Below are 13,659 nucleotides of genomic sequence, written 5' to 3' on the forward strand. Positions count from 1 at the left end.
GAAGGGATCCCGTCATTGGACAAGAGGACGGCTAGAGCATGGCGGCAAAGCAACTGAAGTTCTACTGGAGCCCTCAATTCCAGCTCTTTAGCTGCGACGGCGCCAAACTAGAGGGACATGGCTTTATTCAAACCAACCCTTCCCACGACCTGGTGCACCTATTTATTGCCGCCAACGGCAACATGCCCTGGCAGCCGGTGGAAAGCCGCGAGCAAACCTGCTTTGCCGAGTACAACGCCGTGCTGCTGGAGCACCTGTTGGTCAACTGCTTCAACGCAGCGGTGCTGGGATCCATGGCCCCTGAGCAAATTGTTCCAGAGGCCCGCAAGTTTTTGAAGTGGTTTGTCTCCGAGCACTATGCGCCTTTTCCGGTCTCAGAAGAAGAGGCTTTTCGCCGCTTTGCCGAGCACCTGGATATTGAGCGCATTGTGCGTTTGTTCCCCTATTTTTACAGTTTGCGGGCTTGGGAATGCTTCAGCCCCGATTACCGCGCCGAGACCTACGACCTGGAGTTCACCTCCGAGGATGATCCCGTTCGAGAGGCCCCGGAATGGGCGGCGGATCCCAACATTTTGGAGACTCAGGAGCTGGTGCGGCAAAAGCTCTCTGAGGCAGTAGCTGAGGCGGGCTCGATCCGGCCCAAACCGGAGCCCGTTTTCCTGCCAACTTCGTCAGCTTCTCCTCTGTCCGATCCCCCAGCCAAGACCAGGCAGAAAAAAACCGGACTCGGCTTCAAGCCTGCCCGTGCTCGCTGAGGGAATTACCCACCACCAGCCGCCGGAAAGCCTTTTTGCCCACCTGCAAAACCCGCCCCGCTAGCTCCGAAGCGTTGGCAAACTCCAGGTTGGGATCCTCCACCTTTTGACCATCTAGCCGCACGGCGCCCCCTTGAATCTGCCGACGGGCCTCGGCAGCGCTCTTGCACAGGCCGGACTCGCGCAGGATGTAGCTGAGCTTAACCGGATAGGACAAGCCCTCGACAGCAAAGGTGGGGATGGAGGCGGTCTCGACAAGTTCACCTTGCAACACCAGGGCTTGGGCGGTGCGCTGGGCCTCTTCTGCCACCTCAGGGGAGTGAAACTGGGCCACTAGGGTCTTGGCTAGGAGAATCTGGCGCTGACGGGGATCCGCCGGCAGCTCCGACAGGGGCACCGAGGTCAGCAGCTCAAAATAGCGCTCCACCAGGTGATCCGGCACCTTCTCCAGCTTGGAGTACATGGTGAGGGGATCCTCGGTCAAGCCCACGTAGTTGTTCTTGGACTTGGACATCTTCTGGTAGCCATCCAAGCCCTCCAAAAGAGGCACCGTTAGGCAAAACTGCGGGGTTTGCCCTTTCCAAAGCTGTAGCTCCCGGCCAACTAGGAGGTTAAAGCGCTGGTCGGTTCCCCCCAACTCCACGTCCGCCTCCAGTGCCACCGAGTCGTAGCCTTGCAGGAGAGGGTAGAGAAATTCGTGCAAGTAGATGGGCGTTCCCGAGCGGTAGCGCTGGGCAAAGTCTTCCTTTGCCAACATCTGCCCCACTGTCATCTGGGCTTGGAGCTCAATGAGCTCGCTGAGGGTGAGGCGGGCTAGCCACTCGCTGTTGCGGCGCACCTCCAGCCGGCCAGGGGTCTCAAAGTCCAAGATCTTGGCAGCCTGCTCCAGATAGGTGCGGGCGTTTTCTTCCACTTCTTCTGGGGTCAGGCGGGGACGGGCCTCCGATTGGCCGGTGGGATCTCCTACTAGAGCCGTAAAGTCACCGATGAGCAAAATAGCCACATGGCCGGCATCCTGGAACTGGCGCAATTTGCGCAAGACCACCGCATGGCCCAGGTGCAGATCCGGCCGCGTGGGATCGATGCCCAGCTTGACCCGCAAGGGGCGATCGGTTTTGGCTAGGCGCTCTGCCAGAGCTGCTGCTCCCCCTGGAAAGATCTCGGCTACCCCCCGCTGGGTGATCTCGGCAATGCGGGGATCCTCTAGAGCGGAAGAGATAGGAGTTGGCTCCATCTCTGCACTGAGAGGCAACATGAGCCATTTTATTCCCTTGCCTAGAGGCGGCGAGGATCCCCTGCCGGCCCAGGAAGCGCCGCCCTATAATGGGGCAAACTTGGGGTTCTCTGCAACGCTGAAGTGACGGAGTTCTTGACGTGACCTACAGTCCCAGACCCTCGAGAGCTCCGCGGCACTCTTCCAGCCGCCCCTTTCCCCACCTGGACTACGACGAGTATACCGCTGACATCCCGCCCACCCGCTTCTCCTGGCTTGCTCAGGTTGCTGGCACGGTGGGCAACCTGTTGCTGGGATCCCTGCTTTTGGGCTCTATGGCAACGGCTGCTGGCTTGTTGGGGTTGGCCATTAGCTTCCGCAACCTGCCCGATGTGCGTCAATTGCGGAACTACGTGCCGGTGGCCACCACCCACATTGTCGATATCCACGGCGAGCCCATTGCCAGCCTCCACGGGGAAGCCAACCGGGAGGTAATCTCCCTCGAAGAAGTCTCCCCGGAGATGAAGAAAGCGCTGCTGGCTATTGAAGACAGCCATTTCTACACCCACCCCGGCATCAACCCGGTCAGCTTGGGCCGGGCACTCTTGGGCAGCGTCGAGGGGGGATGGGGCTCGGCGGGGGGTGGATCCACCCTGACGATGCAGTTGGTGAAAAACCTTTTTCTAAAGCCGGAGCGCACCCTCAGCCGCAAGGTGGCCGAGATTGTGCTAGCGGTGCGGCTGGAGCAGGTCTTCACCAAAGACGAGATCCTAGAGATGTACCTCAACCAGGTGTACTGGGGGCACAATCTCTACGGCATTCAGGCGGCAGCCCGCAGCTACTTCAACAAAGATGCGGCGGAGCTCAACTTGGCGGAAGCAGCAATGCTGGCCGGGATCCTGCCGGCGCCAGAAATCTTCAGCCCCTTTCGCAACCTGGAGGCAGCCAAGCGGCGCCAACGGCTGGTGCTGGATCGCCTGGTGCAGCTCAAGTGGATTACCCCAGAAGAGGCGCAGGCAGCGCGAGAGCAGAAGCTGACTTTTGGCCGCATCACCTCTTTCCAAAGCAACGCGCCGGCGGTTACCGACGCCATTGAGGCAGAGCTGCGGCGCCGCTTTGGCGAGCAGGCCATCCTCCAGGGGGGGCTGCGGGTTCAGGCCACTATCGACCTGCGGCTGCAGCGCATTGCCCAGCGCATCGTCAACGAAGACGGGCCTCGCCTTACCGCCACTCGCCGGGCTGATCAGATGGCTCTGGCGGCGGTGGATCCCCGCACAGGCTACGTCAAGGCCCTTGTGGGCGGCATCAACGCTCGGCGGGGCCAATTTAACCGCGCCACCCAAGCCTTTCGCCAGACTGGCTCCACCTTCAAGCCCTACGTGTACTATGCGGCCCTGGCTAGCGGCCGCTACACACCCTACAGCATCCTCTACGACACCCCCGTCACCTATCCCGGCTCTCCTCCCTACAGGCCGAAAAACTATGACAACACCTTTTACGGCCCCCTCACCTTTGCCCGCGCTTTGGAGCTCTCCCGCAACGTGCCCACCGTCAAGCTGGCAGAGGAAGTCGGGATCCACAACGTCATTGCTGCAGCCAAGGCCACCGGCCTCAGCGCCGAGATGCCCCCCAACTTAACCACTGCCCTGGGGTCGGCCAGCGCCAGCCCCCTAGAGATGGCAGCCAGCTATGCTGTGTTTGCCAACGGCGGCTACTGGGTGGAGCCGACGCTCCTAGCCCAGGTGGTGGGTCGCGACGGCCAAGTTCTCTTCGAGGCTAAACCCCAGCCGCGGCAGGTTTTGGATCCCTGGGCGGTGGCCACCCTCAACCAGATCCTCAAAGGGGTGGTAACCCAGGGCACCGGGACGGCAGCCCGTCTGGACGATGGGCGACCGGTGGCTGGCAAAACGGGCACCACCTCGGATTTCCGCGACGCTTGGTTCATCGGCTATGTGCCGCAACTGTCCACTGCCATCTGGATTGGCAACGACAACAACTCTCCCATGCTCCCGGGTACGACAGGAGGCGCTTTTGTCGCTCCCACCTGGAAGCGCTTTATGACAGAGGCCCTGCAAGGGATCCCGCCCCAGGATTTCCCCAGCCCCGATTACTTTCCCCCTCCCCAACCATGAGCGATAGCGAGGAGCGGTTGGCGCGCATCGAGCGCACTGTCGAGGCCAACGCCCAGGCCATCGCCCAACTGGCCCGGCAAAACCAAGAGCTGCTACAAACCATTGCCGGCACCGAGGAGCGCATTGCCAAGGCTGAGGAACGGATTGCCAAAGCAGAGGAGCGCATTGCCAGTGCCGAAGAACGCCTGAAGGCGGAAGTCAAACGCTGGGACGAGCGCTTTTTCCAGCTCAGCCGCGACACCCTCAACTTCACCCGCAATGGGGTTACCATTGCCGCCATCACCGCGGCTTTGATGTTGTCCCCCTGCTGATCGAGCTGCTGGGGCAGGGATCCCGCTGGTTTGGGCTTTCAGGCCAAGGCAAACAGGGCGCTGGGGCACCAGATCCCCACCGCCATGACTGGGGGATCCAGAGCGCAGTGGTTCTGAGTTACACTAAGACTGCAAAGAAAGGTAACGCCTTTGTCTGGTTTAGGCTTGCCTTCCCGGCGTCCCTTCTTGCATCTTTCGCACAAGACCCAGAGGACAGACGACTATGGCCTTTGAACTCCCACCTCTGCCCTACCCGGCCGACGCGCTTCAGCCCTACATGTCGGCAGAAACCTTCTCCTACCACCACGGCAAGCACCATGCGGCCTATGTAGCCAACCTAAACAAGCTGATCGAAGGCACCGAGCTGGCCAACAAGTCCCTGGAAGAAATCATCAAGGCCACGTTTGGGGATCCTGACAAAGTGGGCATCTTCAACAATGCCGCCCAGGTTTGGAACCACACCTTTTTCTGGGAATCCATGAAGCCAGGCGGGGGCGGCGCGCCGACAGGGCCCATTGCCGACAAGATCAACGCTGATCTAGGCGGCTACGACAAGTTTGTGGAGGCTTTCAAAACGGCGGCGGCCACCCAGTTTGGCAGCGGCTGGGCCTGGCTGGTGCTGGACAACGGCACCCTGAAAGTGACCAAAACCCCCAACGCGGAAAACCCGCTGGTCCACGGCCAAGTTCCCCTGCTAACACTGGATGTGTGGGAGCATGCCTACTACCTGGACTACCAGAACCGGCGGCCTGACTACATCACCGCCTACCTGGAGCACCTGGTGAACTGGGATGCTGTCAACGCTCGGCTGGCGGCAGCCTGAGTGTATCTGTTCTGGGATCCCTGGACAGGGGATCCCCTTGAAGACTAGCTCCGCCTCTGCCAGCTAGGCAGACCTTTTTTGATGGGATTCGAGGGATCCTCAGCCACTGGGGATCCCTTTGCTCTTTTTGCAAGGCACCTCGAACCTGGAAGAATCTGATAGACTCAGGCGGGCATCTGGTTGCTGTCCTTTGGGTATCTATGCTGGCTAGCTGGCTGCAAATTTCAGGGATCCCTCTAGCCGTAGTCGGCCCGGTGAAAAACCCGGTGCTGGTATTCCTCATCATCCTGACGATCATGCTGGTGGCCCCGCTGCTATTTGAGCGACTGCGCCTGCCGGGGATCATCGGCCTGATCTTGTCCGGGTTGGTGGTGGGGCCCTACGGCTTGGGGATCCTGCAGCGGGACGAGACCATCGTCTTGTTGGGCACGGTAGGGCTGTTGTTTCTCATGTTCATGGCCGGGCTGGAGACCAGCCTGGAGGATTTAAAGCTCAACGCCGGCAAGGCTAGCATCTTCGGGGCGTTTACCTTCCTGTTGCCCATGCTCATTGGCACGGTAGCCATGCTGGCCATTGGGTATGACTTCCTGGCGGCGGTGCTGGTGGCCTCCTGCTTTGCCTCTCATACCCTGATTGGGCTGCCCATTGTCTCCAAGCTGGGGTTGATGCGCCTGCAAACGGTAACGGCTACCTTGGGGGCCACCCTCATCTCCAATGTCCTGGCCTTGTTGGTGCTGGCGGTGGTGGTGCGCGCCTACCAAGGGGAGCTGTCGCTGCGCTTTTGGCTGACGTTGATCCCTTCCATTGCCCTCTACACGTTTGCCACCCTGTGGGGGGTGCCTAAGCTGGGCAGTTGGTTCTTTCAACGCTTTGGTCACGACGAGGGAGCAGAGTTTACTTTCGTGATCGCCACTTTGTTTGTGGTGGCCTACGGAGCGGGGTTGATCGGCATTGAGCCGGTGGTGGGAGCCTTTCTGGCCGGGACGGCCATTACCCCCATCATCCCCCAGCTCAGCCCCCTGATGAACCGGATCCAGTTTATCGGCAACACCCTGTTTGTGCCTTTTTTCTTGATCTCGGTGGGGATGCTGATCAATCCCGGCATTCTCTTGGGAGAGCCGCGCACACTGCTGGTGGGCGGGGTGATGATCGCAGCGGAGGTGGTGAGCAAGTTTCTGGCCGCTTGGATCCCGGCCCAACTGTTTGGCTGGCGCTTGGCCAGCACGATGATCATGTTCGGTTTGTCGATGGCTCAGGCGGCGACTACCCTGGCGGCGATCACGGTGGCTTTTCAGGTGGAGTTGGTGGATGAGCTGACGGTGAACGGCACCATCGCCATGATCCTGGTTACCTGCATTGCCTCGCCTTGGATTGTGGCCCGCTGGGGGCAGCAGCTCCAGCCTAGGGAGGTGGCATCAGAAGCCAGCGACTTGCCTAGGCCAGCCTGGGGATCCCGCGTCCTGGTGCCGGTAGTCAACCCCGAGACTGAGAGCAACCTGCTGCGGTTGGCTCTGATTCTGGCCAAGAAAGAAGGGGGAACGCTGCTGCCGCTGCACGTTCTGTCTGACCGTGCTGGGTCTCGCCAGCAGCCCTGGCCCGGCAAGAGCAGTTGTTGTCCTTTGCCGAGTCCCTAGCCCACAGCGCTGCAGCGCGGGTGGAAGCCATTCGCCGGGTGGATGACTCGGTGGAAAAGGGAATCGTCCGCTCGGCCCTGGAGCGGCAGGCGACCTTGGTGATCCTGGGCTGGAAGGGCTACTCCACCTACGCGGAAAACTTCTTCGGCAGCACCATTGACGCCGTGGTGCGGCAGGTGGAGATCCCGGTGCTAATCGCGCGCTTCCCTGTTCCGCTCGAGACGACGCGGCGCATCCTTTTGGCAGCCCCAGAGTTGGAAGTGTCTCCTGGATCCCTGCAGCAGACGATTGGGCTGGCGCAGACGCTGGCTGGGGAGTTGAAAGCGGCGCTGCAGCTTCTCTTAGTGCAAACCCGACCGCTGCGGGAGTGCTCTCCGGGCCCGGGGGCGGCAAGCTATGCCCATCTGCCGGTACAGCGGGTGCAGGGGGGGTTGGTGGCCGAGGTGCTCAAAGCCCTGCAGCCGGGGGATATGTTGGTGGGAGTGCTCAGCGAAGCCCGCAGCCGCTTTCGCCTAAGCCGCGAGCCGGAGATCATCGCCCGCCATCGTCCCGACCTCCCCATGATCGTGGTGCATCTGCCTGCTGCCCACCCGCCGCGTTTGCAGGAGAGTGTTCTGGCGGCAGGAGACTCCACTTGGTACTAGGGCTAGTGAGACTGGCTCAAACGGCAGCCCGCTTCCCCTGCTAGACTGAGAAATCGCGATCAACACCCACCCTCGCCGAGGAAAGACGTCGCTAGCGCCGGGCGGAGCATATGGTCGCCTATTTGCTGGAAGTTGGCTGTGAGGAGCTGCCAGCTAGCTTTGTGGATTCGGCCCTAGAGCAGTGGAGGACGGGGATCCCGGCCTCTTTGGCAGAAGCCCATCTGCAGGCCGAGCAGATGCAGCTTTTCGGCACGCCGCGGCGCCTGGCAGTTCTGCTGCAGGGGCTGCCCACCCAACAGCCGGATCGCCTTCTGGAGGTGAAGGGGCCGCCAGTTCAGGTGGCCTACCAAGACGGCCGGCTTACCCCTGCCGGGGAAAAGTTTGCCCAGAAACAGGGGGTGGATCCCACTAGCCTAGAGATCCGGCAGGTGGGGAAGGGCTCCTTTGTCTTTGCCATGCAGCGGGTGCAGGGACGTCCAACAGCAGCGGTGCTCCAGGAATTGGCGCCCACCTGGATCACCTCCTTGAGCGGCAAGCGGCTGATGCGCTGGGGCTACGGGGAGTTCAAGTTTCCCCGCCCCATCCGCTGGCTGGTCTCCCTCTGGGACGATCAGGTGCTGCCTCTGCTCTGGCCTACCCCTGAAGGCAATCCTCCGTCGGGCTTAGTGGCTGGTCGGGTAAGCCGTGGCCACCGCGTCTTGGGATCCCCGCAGGTTGTCTTGGAGCGGGCCGAGAGCTACGTTCAGCAGATGCAAGCAGCAGGGGTAAACCCCGACCCGGCAGCGCGGGCAGCGCACATCCAGGCGGAGGTGACCCGGCTAGCCAAGCAGGTGAACGGGCAGGCCCAGATCCCCTCTGCTCTGCTGCAGGAGGTGGTGCAGTTGGTGGAGTGGCCAACGGCAGTTCTGGGGCGCTTTGAGCCGGAGTTTTTGCGCTTGCCCCCTGCGGTCATTGAAACGGTGATGATTGCCCACCAGCGCTACTTTCCCGTGCGGGATGGGCGGGATCCCGGAAAACTGCTGCCCTACTTCATCACCATCTCCAACGGCGACCCCCGGCAAGCGGAGCGGATTGCGGCAGGCAACAGCCGTGTGGTGCGGGCCCGCTTGGCCGATGCCCGCTTTTTCTACGAGGAGGATCGCCGCCTCCCCTTGGCCCAGCGGGTGGAACGTCTCCAGGCGGTTACCTTTGCCGAGGGGCTGGGATCGATGCGCGACAAAGTAGAGCGCATCCGCCACATCAGCCGCCTCATTGCCACTGCCTTGAACTTGGATCCCCAAGAGCAGGCCTTGGTGGATCGCACGGCTTACCTGTGCAAGGCAGATTTGGTTACCCAAATGGTGTACGAGTTCCCAGAGCTGCAGGGGATCATGGGCGCCGAGTACGCCCGCCAGGACGGCGAGCCTGAAGCCGTGGCCGAGGGGATCGAGCAGCACTACTGGCCTTTGGGGGCAGGGGAGGCTCTGCCCACCTCTTTGACCGGGCGGGTCGTGGGCTGGGCAGATCGCCTAGACACCCTGGTGGGCATGTTCCACCTGGGGCAGATCCCTACGGGCTCTTCGGATCGCTTTGCCCTGCGGCGGGCTGCCAACAGCCTGGTATTGATTGCCTGGGAGGCTGACTGGAGGTTGGATGTCAATGAGCTCCTGCGCCAGGTGGTGCAGGACTACGCGGCGGGAGACGAAAGGACCTTAAAGGCCTTGCAGGAGTTTCTTGCCCAGCGGCTGCAAATCCTTCTGCAGGAGGAAAAGCGAATTGACTACGACTTGGTCAGAGCCGTGGTCGGGGATCCCGAGTCTGTCCACGGCAAGGAGCCCCAGAAAGCGGAACTGACCTTGCGGGCTTTGAGCAACCTGCCTCTCACCCTGCTGCGGGCCGAGTACCTGCAGCATCTGCGAGCGACTGGAGAGTTGGCCGATCTCTACCCCACCCTCAACCGCTGCGCCCGCCTGGCCACCCAAGGGAATTTGGACTACGCCGTGCTGGATCCGGCGGCTGCAGTGAATCCTAGGCTGTTTCAGGAGACGGCAGAGCAGGAGCTGTACGAAGCCTGTCAAAGGGTTTACCGGCTGGGCGTGGGGCCAGCCTGCCAAGGAGACTTTACCCCACTGGTGGAGAGCCTACAGGCAGCAGCCCCTGCAGTGGATCGTTTCTTCGAGGCGGTTTTGGTCATGGATCCGGATCCCAGCCTGCGAGCCAACCGGCTGAACCTGTTGGGGATATTGCGCAACCAGTCTCGCCTGCTGGGAGATATGGGGGCTGTGGTCATGGCCGGGGAAGCGACGCCAGAGAAGAGCCGCTAGCCGCCGGCTGGCTATCCCCGTAACTAAGCGTAGGCGAGGGAGTAGAACAAGACTAGGCAAGAAAGCGTAAGCATTGCTGCAAGGCCCGCTGCACTGAGCCCAGGTAGCCCTCTCCAAACAAGTTGAGATGGTTGAGCCAGTGGTAGAGCTGGTAGAGGGGCTTGCGGTGAGGATACCCCTCGTCCAGGGGATAGGCCTCTTGATAGGCCCGGTAGAACTCCGCCGGGAAGCCGCCAAAAAGCTCAGTCATCGCCAGATCCGTCTCCCGATCCCCGTAGTAGGTGGCTGGGTCAAAAATGACCGGCGAGCCATCGGGCAAGGCGCCGTAGTTGCCGCCCCAGAGATCCCCGTGTAGCAGAGACGGGACGGGCCGGTAGTTGCGAAAGAAAGTCTCTAGCTCCGCCATTACCCGCTCGGCTTGCGTCACCCAGGCGCCGCGGTAACCCCGCTGACAAGCCAGCTTGACCTGGTAGAGAAGTCGCTGTTCTCGGTAGAAGTCCACCCAGTTCTGCCGCCAACTGTTGATCTGCGGCGTCGAACCAATGGTGTTGTTGCGATCCCAGCCGTAGTTGCCGTTGGGGGAGAGCGTGCGGTGCAACTGGGCCAACTGGGATCCCAGCAAACTTCCCGTTTGGGGGCGGGGCGAACTCAGCTCCAGGTATTCCAGCACCAGGTAAGCCTGCCCATCAAAGGATCCCCAGGCAATCGGCTGTGGCACCCGCACGGCATTGGCCGCCGCCAAGGTTTGCAGGCCCGCCGCCTCTGCTGCAAACATCTCCAGCGCCCTTTCTCCTCCCCCCGCCACCTTGACAAAGTAGTCCCGTCTTTCCTGGCCAGAAGAAGCCTGAAGCACACAGGAAAGCTGGTAGGCGGCGTTGATGCTGCCCCCGCCCAGGGGACGGTAGTGTAGAGGATGCAAGGGATCCCCTGTGGCTTCAGAGAGGTGCTGGGCAACGGCCTGCCAAAAGTTCTGCATCAATACTGGGCTAGCTGGGCTAGTTGTTTAGATGAACTATCGGTGTCAGTCCGGCAACCGACCCAGCTACCAGCGTAGCAAAGCTGCCTGCCGCGTCCATTTCTCGCTTGGGCGATAACCTCCGCCGCCTTTCTGGCCGCCTGGCGAGAGCCCAGAAGCTGCTATTCTCCTTCTACCGCTGCCTCAGCATCCAAAAAGTCGAGTTCAGTGGCTTGGGATCCCCCCACTGCCAACAGCTCCAGCAGGGATCCCAGCCGCCACCAGATCAGTCCTGCTGTGCTGAAGACAAGGATCCCGCCGACCAAGGCCGCCAAAGCCAGAGATAGGCCAAAAACGTGTAAACAGGCAGCTACAAAGCCAAAGGCAAACAGATTGCAGAGGGTGTAGCTGAAGATGATCCCCGGCGTGCGGTAGCGGATCTGCCCCTGGCCCTCTCGGTTCTGCTGCCAAAGGGCTACCTGGTATTCCAACTTGTCTTTAAAGATGATGCCGAAAATAATAGCCAAGAAGCTGAGCAGGGCAATGGCCGAGTAGATAGGGGGGTTGACAAGGCTACGGGAAAACTCGCCGCTGAGGTAGAGGGACTCCATAAGACTTAGCTGACCCAACTCCCCCTAGCTTAACATTTCTTAGCATCTTCTGCTGGGACAACCACCTGGGGCATCAGTTGCTCAACCAATAGGAGCAGCGTGTTGGCCACAGAAGCCGGCTCTTGAGCATTTAAGGTCGTGTGGGGAATTGAGCCGTCTTGGTTGTTCAGGATCAGCAAAATGTCTTCCGGATCCCAGGCATTGGGGTGATCGACGTGGGTGATCCCAATAACTGAGGGAGCACGGGTTCTGGACCTCATAAAGGCTTGAATGGCCTGGGCATTGCGAAACTGGCCCGGCAGGTGGGCAGGCACCAGAAGAACGTAGCCATGAGCGCGCTGGATTAAAATATCCCACATAAAGCTAAAGCGGGCCTGGCCGGGCGTGCCGTAGAGATGCAGCCACATCTCTTCTTCCTCTTCGCCAATTCTCAGGCGGCCAAAGTCCATGCTGACCGTTGTGCTTTGCTTTAGCTCTGCCACCTCATCGGTGGCCTTGCAATCGGTATCGACCACCTCTATCTCGCTGATGGTGCGAATAAAGGTGGACTTTCCAGCGCCCACGGGCCCGGTGACAACAATGCGGAGAATATTGTCCATAGTTAGCTTCCCCCCACGAAAGACCAGCCCGCTCAAACCCAATTGGTTAGGAAGAAGCTAAACTGCTAGCTCCGGTAGCGATCAAGCGTTTAAACAAGGCCTCGCTCATACCCGTTTCCTGTTGCACAGCGTTGTAGGCCACCTCAAGGTAGGCTTGCTCAATAAAAGAAAGGTCGATCATACAAACTTTGCCTAGGCTCACCCGCAGTTCCTCGGGCTTACCTTCCTTGACTAGCCGACGACTCACCTCCCGAACCACTGTGGCCATGGCGGGCACCACATGCTGAGGGCCAATGCCAACGCGCACGTGAACTAGGCCAATTTTCCAGCGGCGCTCAGCGTACTGGGGGCCCCAGTTGTCCATGCCTGTAAACATTTCCCTAAACCACTCGGCAAAGGTCTGGCCCAGCCGCTGCCGGTTGTGCTTGGCTATGACTGCCGCCATCTCAGGGTCGCGATCCAGGTAGTTGTAAAAGGTATCCGACATCTCTGCGGCAATGCTGCTGCCCCAGTCGGCATTTTGCTGCAAAATCTTCTTATCTTCATCCGTAAATTCGGTACGCGAGATCAAGACTTGCAACAGCTCCAGAGGTTTGATGGCCATAGTTCCCTCAAAATCAGGTCAAAGTCAAACTCAGCCTATCTACTTCATGGCTTCCGCAATGCTTGCCGCAGCTCGCTTCATCTCCAAAAACAGCAAGCCCTGCTTTACCTCATCGCTAGCAATCGTCAGCAAGACAGCATCGGGGCCGCAGCGGGTTAAAACTCCATATCCCTTTTCTCCCTGCACAAAGACCCTCTCCATAGTTCCACGACCCAGCTCTTTCCCGATCCTCTCCCCCAAAGCAAGCATGGCAGCAGACATGGCAGAGGTTCTTTCCTCGTCCATGCCTACGGGCAGTGCGGATGCCAATGGCAACCCATCGGGAGTGACCACAGCCGCTCCTTGAATTCCTGGCATGCTGGAAATGTAGTTCTGGAGAATTGCCTGCAAAGAGGATAAGTTAGCCATGCTTTCTCTCCTTGCTTTTTATCTTCCCGCCTATTTGCTGATGCTCCTGTCTGATGCAGATGATGCTGCCACAAAACTACTTATCACGGACTGCCTTCAGCAAAGTAGCCAGTCGCGCAACCAACGAGGGCTTGACCTGGCCGCTTTCCTCCGAGAAAGAGGGTAGCTTGGCGCTCAGCTTTTCCTTCGCCGTTTCCAAGTTGCCTGCTACCCCTGTCAACTGATCTGAAGCAGGCAAAGAGGGAGCAATAGCCGCTGGGCCCTCACAAGGGCTGATGAGTCCCAGCTTGGCCAAGCGAGCACAGGCATAGCGAACTTCCAGAAGATCTGCACCCAACGCCCGGGCCACGTCAGTTAGCCTGCGCGAAGGCGAAACCTGCTCTAGGATCCCCCACTCCAAGGCAGAGAGCTTGTACAAGGGCAGCTCGGTGCTGGTGCGCCAGAAGTAGCTATCTGGTTGGGGCAAGTCTTCTTCCGGACGCTGATCCCACTTGATCTGCTGCATCGCTTCTAGAACTGCAGCGGTGGCACTTTTGCTCAAGCCCGTCATCTCTCGATAAGGCATGGGTACGCCGGTCAGGAAACTGAACTGCCCCGCTTCCAGGGCAAAGAGGCAGTAGAGACCCACCTGGAGCTGATGGCGAAAGAGCTTGGCCAAATCTGCAGG

14 protein-coding genes are annotated in these 13,659 nt (G+C 60.2%); 7 read left to right on the forward strand and 7 right to left on the reverse strand.

Annotated features, from left to right (window positions below):
• Positions 1-38: 38 nt before the first annotated feature.
• The gene (locus NW860_RS04970) at positions 39-755 is read left to right on the forward strand and encodes a hypothetical protein (RefSeq protein ID WP_414512773.1); all 717 of its coding nucleotides are present in this window, start codon (positions 39-41) and stop codon (positions 753-755) included.
• Here NW860_RS04970 and tyrS read toward each other — a convergent pair.
• The gene (gene tyrS, locus NW860_RS04975; RefSeq protein ID WP_414512775.1) at positions 733-1,989 is read right to left on the reverse strand and encodes a tyrosine--tRNA ligase; all 1,257 of its coding nucleotides are present in this window, start codon (positions 1,987-1,989) and stop codon (positions 733-735) included. The two genes, NW860_RS04970 and tyrS, sit on opposite strands and share 23 nt — an antisense overlap.
• 140 nt (positions 1,990-2,129) lie before the next feature.
• On the opposite strand from tyrS, the gene NW860_RS04980 reads away from it, so the two are divergent.
• The 6 genes from NW860_RS04980 to glyS all read left to right on the forward strand — a co-directional run bounded on the left by NW860_RS04980 (position 2,130) and on the right by glyS (position 9,815).
• A complete protein-coding gene (locus NW860_RS04980; protein WP_414512777.1) occupies positions 2,130-4,100 on the forward strand; it encodes a transglycosylase domain-containing protein in 1,971 nt (656 codons plus the stop codon).
• Positions 4,097-4,411 (forward strand): hypothetical protein, encoded by a 315-nt coding sequence (locus tag NW860_RS04985; protein WP_414512779.1) that lies wholly within the window; start codon positions 4,097-4,099, stop codon positions 4,409-4,411. The genes NW860_RS04980 and NW860_RS04985 overlap by 4 nt, the downstream gene beginning before the upstream one ends.
• Positions 4,412-4,634: 223 nt before the next feature.
• On the forward strand, positions 4,635-5,234 hold the full coding sequence (locus NW860_RS04990) for a superoxide dismutase (RefSeq protein ID WP_414512781.1): 600 nt from the start codon (positions 4,635-4,637) through the stop codon (positions 5,232-5,234).
• A gap of 200 nt (positions 5,235-5,434) precedes the next feature.
• Positions 5,435-6,868, forward strand: a complete 1,434-nt coding sequence (locus tag NW860_RS04995) for a cation:proton antiporter (RefSeq protein ID WP_414512783.1) — start codon at positions 5,435-5,437, stop codon at positions 6,866-6,868.
• A complete protein-coding gene (locus NW860_RS05000; protein ID WP_414512785.1) occupies positions 6,847-7,512 on the forward strand; it encodes a universal stress protein in 666 nt (221 codons plus the stop codon). Before NW860_RS04995 ends, NW860_RS05000 begins: the two co-directional genes overlap by 22 nt.
• 110 nt (positions 7,513-7,622) lie before the next feature.
• A complete protein-coding gene (glyS, locus tag NW860_RS05005) occupies positions 7,623-9,815 on the forward strand; it encodes a glycine--tRNA ligase subunit beta (protein WP_414512787.1) in 2,193 nt (730 codons plus the stop codon).
• A 52-nt stretch (positions 9,816-9,867) separates the two neighbouring features.
• On the opposite strand, the gene NW860_RS05010 is transcribed toward glyS, so the two are convergent.
• The 6 genes from NW860_RS05010 to NW860_RS05035 all read right to left on the reverse strand — a co-directional run.
• Complete coding sequence (locus tag NW860_RS05010) at positions 9,868-10,791, reverse strand: fructosamine kinase family protein (RefSeq protein ID WP_414393655.1); 924 nt, start codon at positions 10,789-10,791, stop codon at positions 9,868-9,870.
• A 161-nt stretch (positions 10,792-10,952) separates the two neighbouring features.
• Positions 10,953-11,381: a hypothetical protein gene (locus tag NW860_RS05015; RefSeq protein WP_414512789.1), complete on the reverse strand. Its 429-nt coding sequence runs from the start codon at positions 11,379-11,381 to the stop codon at positions 10,953-10,955.
• 29 nt (positions 11,382-11,410) lie between these two features.
• Positions 11,411-11,980, reverse strand: a complete 570-nt coding sequence (locus tag NW860_RS05020; protein WP_414425820.1) for a GTP-binding protein — start codon at positions 11,978-11,980, stop codon at positions 11,411-11,413.
• A gap of 46 nt (positions 11,981-12,026) precedes the next feature.
• Positions 12,027-12,584 (reverse strand): protoglobin domain-containing protein, encoded by a 558-nt coding sequence (locus NW860_RS05025; RefSeq protein ID WP_414411219.1) that lies wholly within the window; start codon positions 12,582-12,584, stop codon positions 12,027-12,029.
• A 39-nt stretch (positions 12,585-12,623) separates the two neighbouring features.
• The gene (locus NW860_RS05030) at positions 12,624-12,992 is read right to left on the reverse strand and encodes a roadblock/LC7 domain-containing protein (protein ID WP_414512792.1); all 369 of its coding nucleotides are present in this window, start codon (positions 12,990-12,992) and stop codon (positions 12,624-12,626) included.
• Positions 12,993-13,068: 76 nt separating this feature from the next.
• The coding region (locus NW860_RS05035; protein ID WP_414512794.1) for a DUF4388 domain-containing protein at positions 13,069-13,659 on the reverse strand (591 nt) is incomplete at its 5' end.

This window comes from Synechococcus sp. F70.1 (assembly GCF_047502745.1).
Taxonomy (GTDB): Bacteria; Cyanobacteriota; Cyanobacteriia; order Thermostichales; family Thermostichaceae; genus Thermostichus.